The following is an 8,334-nucleotide window of genomic DNA, read 5'->3' on the forward strand; positions in this document are numbered from 1 at the left end:
TTCATCCAACACAAACATCTCATCCACAAATTTAACATTTTTAACACCGTATTGAGTATGAAGCAATTCTAACTCTTCGACAACCGTTTCAGGTGTTCGGTACCGTATACCCGGCTTTCCGAAGGGGGCATTAATGCAACAAAATGTACACGAGTAGGGGCATCCGAGACTGGTATAGATAGCAGCATAGGGCATACGGTTACTAATATCATCAAAGCAATGCCAGTTGTGAGCTCTGTATTTGTCCATCGGAAGTAAATCCCATGCCGCAATCGGTAATACATCATCCAACTTTTTGGCAAGCGGTGCGCGAGGAGTATGAACGATCTCTGCTTCTTCCCATCTCCAAATACCGGGAACCGATGTTATCTCAGATGAGCCTTTTAAAAATTCTAAAAGGGCAAAAAGAGGCTCTTGTTCTTCCCCCTCTATAACAAAATCAACCGCTTCTTCCCGTAGCGTTCTCTCTGGTAATGCGGAAGGGTGCAGACCGCCTATTGCGACTTTTTCAATGCCGATATTTTTCAGTTCGGTACAAATTCTGCCGGAGATGCTCATATTCTGCGTACTGGCAGAGGGCTGATTTCCATATACAATGACACATGCCAGCAAAGGGTTTAAACCGTGTGTTCTTTGGGCAGTTTCCAGCGGTGTAATATTCTCAGCCTGTGCATCTATGATCGCAACACTGAACCCTTTGTTTCGCAAATAGGCGGCAAAAGATGCGGTCAAAAACGGAGGTTCTATGGCTGAAATATCGGCTCCGAGATCCTGATAAATTTGTTTACGATCACCGGGATTGATGAATACGATATCAACCATTGTGTCCCTTTAATACGCGGATAACATTTTGAAGTCCCATCTCAAAATGCTCATGCAACGATTCTCTGGAGCCTATCTCAAAACTATATCCACCCTGCATCGCTAACGGCGTATAAGATTTAAGAAGTTTTCGGGAATTTAGAAAATGGAGGATTTTGCTGTCCAACCCTCCGGCTTTGCCGATACCCTCTTCGAGCGATATCAACGTATCGTAGGTATTTAACACTTTTTCAAGCGCGTCATAATTGAAATCCGATGGTAAAAACAAATCTATAACCCCGATATTTTTATCAAGTGTTTTGAGTGTATCGGCGTATTCTACCGCTTTATGTGTCATAAATCCTGTCGATATAATAACACTGTTATTCCCCTCTTTTACGACTCTAAAACCATTTTTTACATTGATTTCTTCGGCATCGATATTATGAAGAGGTTTCGCATCAAATCGAAGATACCGAATTCCTATCTTCAATGTCTCGTCCACATAGCGTTCAGCACTTGAATAATCGCTTGGACTGAAAACAGTAACATTCGGTAATGTCCCCATAATGGATAGATCTTCCAAACAATGGTGTGTCGGACCACTCATATCGTAACTAAATCCGGCACCCACCCCGATAATATTCACACACATCGGACGAATTTGGGAAAGAACAGCCAAATTGACGCGGATTTGTTCATAGCATCGCATGGTGATAAACGGAGCGATAGCGTATGCATAGACTTTGAACCCTTCCAAAGCAAGACCGGTCGCCACATTGATAAGATTTTGTTCGGCTATCCCTACATTGAGAAAACGATTAGGATATAGCTCTCTGAGTTTGTCTAGCGCGGGGGAACCAAAATCGGCTGAGAGAAAAAATATCAACTCATCCTCCGCCATTTTTACTCTAAGCGCCTCAATAAAGACATCACGCATTGCTCTAGGCTTAATCTCTTGCATCCAGCCCCCTTACAATCTCATCAACCTCATCTGGCTTTAGGGACAAAATATGACTGAGTGGATGGCTCTCTAGAAAAGGGACCCCTTTGCCTTTGAGTGTTTGGGCAAGCACCACTTTCGGTTTTTTATTTTTAGCCTCTTTTGCGGAGAGTAGACTATTTTGAACCGATGCCACATCATGACCCTCAACGCTAAAACATTCAAATCCAAACGCTTCAAATTTTGCAGCAAGCGGAGAAATATCGAGAATATTTTTCGTAAAATCAAGCATAGAGACTTTGTTCTCATCCACAATAACGATGAGATTATCCAATCGGTTATGCGCTGCAAACATAATTGCTTCCCAATTCGATCCTTCATTGAGTTCTCCGTCTCCGACAAGGACAAAGACCGATGAATCTGAATTCTTGGCGCGCAATGCGACAGCCATCCCCGACGCCACTCCTAATCCATGCCCCAATGAACCGTTAATCGTTTCATAGCCCGGAATTATGGGATCGGGTATCCCCCCTAAAAAAGAACCGGGCTTACAGACATTTTCAAGTTCTGATTTATCAAAAAATCCCAAATCGGCCAAAATAGGATACATCGAGATGGACCCATGCCCTTTACTGATCACAAAACGGTCTCTGCCTTCCCACAACGGGATTTTTGGGTTATATTTTAAAACACCGCCATAATACAATGCCACAAAAACTTCGATGGGAGAAAGGGATGAAGCAACCCTTGTTTCAATAGCTCTTTTATGGATCAGCAATGTCTCTTTTCTAATCTCATTGGCTTTATTTTCAAGAAATTCTGATGGTGTCATAATTTTCCTTTAGCCATGTACAGGTACTTTTCAGCCCCTTGTCAAAATCAATATTTCGTTTCCAGCCCAAAGCTAAAAATTTATCACAATCAAGTAACTTTCGAGGTGCCCCATCCGGTTTCGTCTCATCCCATACCAATTTCCCATCATATCCGATAATACCTGCAATGGTTTCAGCAAGCTCTTTTATGGAAATATCCTCGCCGCTTCCAATATTATAGTGGACATTTTCAAGATGTTCAGTATGTCGGAGCGCGAACAATGATGCAGAGGCCACATCACGAGCATGAACAAATTCTCTCTTCGGAGTACCGCTTCCCCATAATACAACTTCTGGAAGTTCATGGATTTTTGCTTCGTAAAATCTTCGAATCAAGGATGATAGTACATGAGAATTTTCGAGATCGAAATTATCATTAGGACCATAAATCGAATTGGGTATAAGACAAATAAATTTATTATATCCAAACTGTGCATTGTAAGATTTAGCTGCAACAATCCCTGCGATTTTCGCCGCCGCATACCCCATACTCGTCTCTTCGATTGCTCCGGTGAGCCAATCAGATTCTTTCATTGGTTGAGGACAAAATTTCGGGTAGGTACATGAAGAGCCGTAAAAAAGTACGTGTCTTGTATTGTGTTTATGGGCAGCTTCAAATACAGCATACTGAATTGCCAGATTGATTCGTAAAAAATCGGCAGGATAGGTTTTGTTTCCGACGATCCCCCCCACTTTTCCGGCAGCCAAAAAAACAATATCAGGCTTATTTTCAGCAAAAAACATATCGACAGCTACAAAATCGGTTAACTCTAATTGGCTTTTATCGGCTGTAATAAGATTACAAAATCCCTCGTCGTTGAGTTGATTGAGGATTGCCGAGCCTAAAAGACCTTTATGTCCGGCTATGAAAATCTTATCCTCTTGATTACACATTACTGTATTTGCTGTTGGTGATTATCGTATAACCCTTGATAAGTTCTTTAATCCCCATATCCAAAGAGTGAATCGGTTTGTATCCGGTCGCTTCGATTTTGTCATTGCTGATGATGTAATCTCTTTGATCGGGGTCTTTGCCTATAGGTGCTTCCATAATCGTAAAGTTCGGAAGATGCTCTTTGATTTTGGCACATAATTCAAGCTTTGAGAGATTTGCATCGCTGAGCCCCACATTATAAGCTTCATTTTTCATTCGGTCAAAATTATTGATGGCATGGATAAACGCACGAGCCACATCTCGGATATGGATATAGTTTCGTTTAAAATGACCCTCAAATATGACGATGAAACGATCGTTGAATGCTCTATAGGTAAAATCATTCACTAAAAGATCAAGCCTCATTCTAGGAGCCATACCAAACACGGTTGCCAGTCTGAAGGTGATGGCATTACCTCGATTGAGAACAATTTCCTCAGCTTCAACTTTAGTTTTTCCATACGTTGATATCGGTCTCAGCGGTGTCTCTTCCGTACAAAAAATCCCCTGTTCTCCGATACCATATCCACTATTGGTAGTAGGATAGATAATCTTTTGCTCTTTTGACGCAAGACGTGTCAAACTCTCAATCGCATCTCTATTGGTCGTAACTGTACCTATGGCATCTCTACTGCAAAGAGGTGCACCGACGAGCGCCGCCAAAGGGATGATAATATCAAATTTCGGCAATATCGATTTTAATATCCCCTCGTCTCGCGCGTCCCCTTTTATAATCTGAAAATTCTCATGTGCGCAGCATTCCAAAAGGCTGTTTTGAGCAAATATAAACGTATCCATTACTGTTACATTATGCCCCTCGGCAAGCAGGCTTGGAACCAACATGGAACCTAAATACCCCGCTCCGCCTGTGACAAGAATATTAAAACCCATTTTTATTTCCCCTATATAGTATCAAATTATAATTCTCTATCCATCCGTATTGCATCAAAAACTCTTTAACGTTTCGTACAAATAATCGATCTCTTTGCGTATATCATGAGGATGATTACCGACGAACCATCCCCGATCATGAGCGATATCGGCATTTTCCCGACTGTGTACACTATAGTCATAATATTGGATGACGTCATGTTTCAAAAAACACCCTCCGGTAATAATTCGATGTTCTATATTCGCCTCACGGAGCTTTTCTAGCACCTCTTTTCGCTCCAGTGCCAATTCAGGGCGAACAATCATGGTAAAACAAAACCATGAACTTTCACCGATCTCTTTTTGAATGATAAAACGTTTGTCATCTTTGAAAAGCGATACGAAGTAGTCCGCATTCTTACGCCGTTCGTCTACCAACTTCGGCAGTTTCTTCATCTGCTCAAGGCCTATCGCTCCATGCATCTCCCCGGGGCGAACGTTATACCCTGGAAGGATAAATCGATACGCTTCAAAAAAATCATCCTCTTTTTTTTCAAATAATGGGCTGTCGCTCTCTTGACCTCGTGTCCAGCCGTGATTTCTCATCGCTCGTAAGAGATTATAAATCTCTTTGTCATCCGTCAAGACCAAGCCCCCTTCCATCGTGGAGATGTGATGCGAGAAGAAGGTACTGAACGTATTGACAAGACCTCTCGTACCTGTAAATTTGCCCCCCATTTTGCCCCCCATAGACTCACAGTTATCATCAAAAAGGATAAGATTGTGCTTATCGCACAACTGCTCAATAGCATCAAAATCACAAGGGTTACCCAAAATACTCACAGTAACAATCATTTTCGTATTTGGAGTGATCGCATTTTTAAGTTTTTCGATATCGTAATTAAGGGTTTCAAGATCAATATCCACAAATCGAAGTTTCAGCCCGTACTGCTGTAACGGGTGGAACGTCGTAGCCCAACTGATACAAGGGACAATCACCTCATCTCCGGCTTTTAGCGGATTTTCTTTTCTAAAAAAAAGTGACGCAAGAGCTATAAGATTTGCAGAAGAGCCCGAATTGGCCATCACCGCATACTTTTTACCGAAAAAAGCAGCAAATGATTCTTCGAATGCCGCCACATTTTTCCCCATCGTAAACATGTCACTCTCCACAACACGTGCAATTGCTTCTCGTTCAGCATTGTCCCATGTTGAGCTTGCTAATTCATATTTCAAAATGCTTTTCCTTCAATGATTTGGTTCATAAACAATGATTTCTGATCCACCCGAATCAAACTTAAACGGAATATTTAGATACCCTTTAAGAGCTTCTTTAACGCTCTCTTGACTCTCTTTTGGGACAAAAAATAGCATAAATCCACCACCACCGGCACCCAATAATTTTCCGCCGATAGCACCCGAAGCGATCGCTTTCTTATACATGCCATCAATCTCCGAATTACTGATTTTATCTGAGAGTGAGCGTTTTAGTTTCCACGTTTCATTGAGCATTTCACCGAATAAATTTATATCTCTGTCGGATGTTAATAGACTCAATGCATCATCAACCAATCCTTTCATTGCATACAAATTAGGCTCATTGATCTCAATATTCTCGATTTGATCTTTTGCAACTTCACTCGCAATTCGCGAGATACCCGTAAAAAATAGCATCAAAGAACTTTCAAACTCCTCAAGTCTCCCTTTAGGAAGAATCACAGGATTGACAATGATCTCGCCACTTTGCAAAAATTCAATCATATTTAACCCGCCGTACGCCGCAAATATTTGATCCTGAGAACCAACGTGCTCTTGTATCAAATTTTGTTCAATGTGTATCGCCGTTTTAGCTAACTCATCTTTTGAGATCATTTTCCCCTCAAGAGCGTACAAGCTTTTGATCAGCCCCACGGTAAACGCTGAACTTGACCCCATACCACTACGAGCCGGAATATCTCCATCATGATGAATTGATATGCCATAATCTACGTTAAAAAATTTCAACGTTTCCCTAACGCTTGGGTGCACTATTTCATCGAAAGTTGCTACATTTTCCTGTTTTGAGTATACGATTCTATGTTTATGATTAAAAAAGGGGGGAAGTTTTCGAATATTGATATAGGAATACTTATTTATCCCTACACCCAGCACTTTCCCACCATGCTTTAGATAGTACGACGAGTAATCGGTTCCGCCTCCGAAAAAAGATATTCTATGCGGTGTCTTAGATATAATCATTTATCTCTTTTTTTGCTTTTTCATAATCTTCAGGTATCCCTATATCGACAAAGTAGCCATCACATAAATAGGCAGTAGGTCTTAAATCACTCAAATATTTTTCTAAAAAATCTTTTTCAAATGAAAATATCTCTTTGGAAACATCGTATATACCAAATATATCCCGATTCATCAGGTATGCACCCGCATTAATCAGCCCATGTTGTTTAAATTTCTTTTCCTCAAACATGGTTACTACTGAATCTGTCATCTCGACACTGCCGTACCTGTCAAAATTTTGCATAGGTTTTAACCCTAGAGTAACTTTAGACGAAGACTTAGTATGTATTTCATATAGTTTCTCTATACTAAAATTGAAAAAAGTATCTCCGTTTAACACCATAACCGCTTTTTCAGTAGTGTACGCCAACGCTTTTCGAATAGCGCCTCCAGTACCGAGCAGTTTCTCCTCACAACTATACACTATCTCCATCCCTAAAAAAGAATCTTGAAAATAATCCTTGATAAACGTTTGTTGGTAACCGACAGAAAGGATCACTTTTGTGATTCCCCCTTTCTGCAAAAAAACTAATAAATACCATAAAAAAGGTTTGCCATGAATATCGGCCATAGGTTTCGGTACATCTTTAAGCACACTTTGCAACCTAGTCCCCAATCCACCGGCCAATATTATCGCTTCCACATCAAACCTTAACTTTTTTTTTATAGTATCTCATGAATTCTCAAAGTCTCTTTGAATAATGGGACAATAGCTACATTGCCTCACTTTTTATCCCATAAAACATAATTCTCAACAACCCACTCAGCAAATGGTAAAGCTGCAGTAAACGCAGGTGAAACGGCATTTAAGACATGAACACTTTTATCATCACCCTCCACAACAAAATCCTGTACAAGCGCAAGCGTTTTTTTGTGAAGTAATTGGGCTCTAATGCCCGGTTTGCTCCACTCTTTAAAATGGTTTTCATCGACCTTTTTGACAAGCGATGCTGCCAATGAGACAAAGTATTTTTTATTATACTTTTTCATCTCTTCAATCGCCAATGCTCGAAAAGCAAACGAATTTTTGAAAAATAGTTTTATCTCATAACTAACAATATTACAAAGTTCACTTATCGAAAATCTACGCAGCCCGTTGTAATTTTCTCTCCAAAAAGCAGGGATTGCTGTAGGGCCTATCTTGATCGTGCCATCAACAGTTATAGTGTAGTGAACTCCTAAAAAAGGATTTTTTAGATTGGGAACCGGATAGATATTGGTTCGGATAGGTTGATCACTACCGGAGTATTTAAGATACATCCCTTTAAACGGGATAATCGTATAGTCTGTACCAAAACCAAAATCGTTCGCTACTTTATCCGCATATAAACCGGCACAATTTACCACTTTATCGCATTTGATGTGGATCCCACTTTTTAAAAATAGACCCTTTTCACTTTTTAACGCATATCCATCTCCAAAAATAAACGTTACACCCAAGTTTTCTAATTTTTCTCTGAGCACAGCGCAAATCAATAACGGATCAACCGTCGAGGTATTAGGAGAATAGAGAGCTTTTTTATACGTTTGAATATTAGGATCGATATTATAGAGTTCCTCTTCGTCTATGATTTGTACCTCTACCCCGTTTCGAATCCCTCTAAGATATAACTCTTCTATCCCTGAGAGCTCTGTTT

9 protein-coding genes are annotated in these 8,334 nt (G+C 40.4%); all 9 read right to left on the reverse strand.

Annotated features, from left to right (window positions below):
- Window positions 1-822 (reverse strand): B12-binding domain-containing radical SAM protein (locus WA010_RS10480; protein ID WP_422557061.1); only part of this gene is annotated, 822 nt, incomplete at its 3' end.
- Window positions 815-1,765: a transketolase family protein gene (locus tag WA010_RS10485; protein ID WP_422557062.1), complete on the reverse strand. Its 951-nt coding sequence runs from the start codon at window positions 1,763-1,765 to the stop codon at window positions 815-817. The genes WA010_RS10485 and WA010_RS10480, both read right to left, overlap by 8 nt.
- Window positions 1,752-2,576 carry a transketolase gene (locus WA010_RS10490; protein WP_422557063.1) on the reverse strand — a complete coding sequence of 275 codons (825 nt, stop codon included), beginning with the start codon at window positions 2,574-2,576 and terminating at the stop codon, window positions 1,752-1,754. Before WA010_RS10490 ends, WA010_RS10485 begins: the two co-directional genes overlap by 14 nt.
- Window positions 2,554-3,510, reverse strand: coding sequence for a GDP-L-fucose synthase family protein (locus WA010_RS10495; protein WP_422557064.1), 957 nt, complete (start codon window positions 3,508-3,510; stop codon window positions 2,554-2,556). Before WA010_RS10495 ends, WA010_RS10490 begins: the two co-directional genes overlap by 23 nt.
- Window positions 3,503-4,441, reverse strand: coding sequence for an NAD-dependent epimerase/dehydratase family protein (locus WA010_RS10500; RefSeq protein ID WP_422557065.1), 939 nt, complete (start codon window positions 4,439-4,441; stop codon window positions 3,503-3,505). The genes WA010_RS10495 and WA010_RS10500 overlap by 8 nt, the downstream gene beginning before the upstream one ends.
- Before the next feature lie 54 nt (window positions 4,442-4,495).
- Entirely contained in the window at window positions 4,496-5,656 is a 1,161-nt protein-coding gene (locus WA010_RS10505) for a DegT/DnrJ/EryC1/StrS family aminotransferase (RefSeq protein ID WP_422557066.1), read from the reverse strand.
- Between the two features lie 12 nt (window positions 5,657-5,668).
- A complete protein-coding gene (locus tag WA010_RS10510) occupies window positions 5,669-6,424 on the reverse strand; it encodes a kinase (RefSeq protein WP_422557067.1) in 756 nt (251 codons plus the stop codon).
- Window positions 6,425-6,644: 220 nt separating this feature from the next.
- Window positions 6,645-7,340, reverse strand: a complete 696-nt coding sequence (locus WA010_RS10515) for a nucleotidyltransferase family protein (protein ID WP_422557068.1) — start codon at window positions 7,338-7,340, stop codon at window positions 6,645-6,647.
- 80 nt (window positions 7,341-7,420) lie between these two features.
- A partial coding sequence (locus WA010_RS10520) for an NAD(P)/FAD-dependent oxidoreductase (RefSeq protein ID WP_422557069.1) occupies window positions 7,421-8,334 on the reverse strand: 914 nt, incomplete at its 5' end.

The organism is Sulfuricurvum sp., assembly GCF_049305995.1.
Lineage (GTDB): Bacteria > Campylobacterota > Campylobacteria > Campylobacterales > Sulfurimonadaceae > Sulfuricurvum.

Bases quoted from the DNA above. Each gene is read 5' to 3' on its own strand.
- WA010_RS10485 (WP_422557062.1), bottom strand. From the start codon at position 1,765: ATGCAAGAGATTAAGCCTAGAGCAATGCGTGATGTCTTTATTGAGGCG.
- WA010_RS10490 (WP_422557063.1), bottom strand. From the start codon at position 2,576: ATGACACCATCAGAATTTCTTGAAAATAAAGCCAATGAGATTAGAAAA.
- WA010_RS10495 (WP_422557064.1), bottom strand. From the start codon at position 3,510: ATGTGTAATCAAGAGGATAAGATTTTCATAGCCGGACATAAAGGTCTT.
- WA010_RS10500 (WP_422557065.1), bottom strand. From the start codon at position 4,441: ATGGGTTTTAATATTCTTGTCACAGGCGGAGCGGGGTATTTAGGTTCC.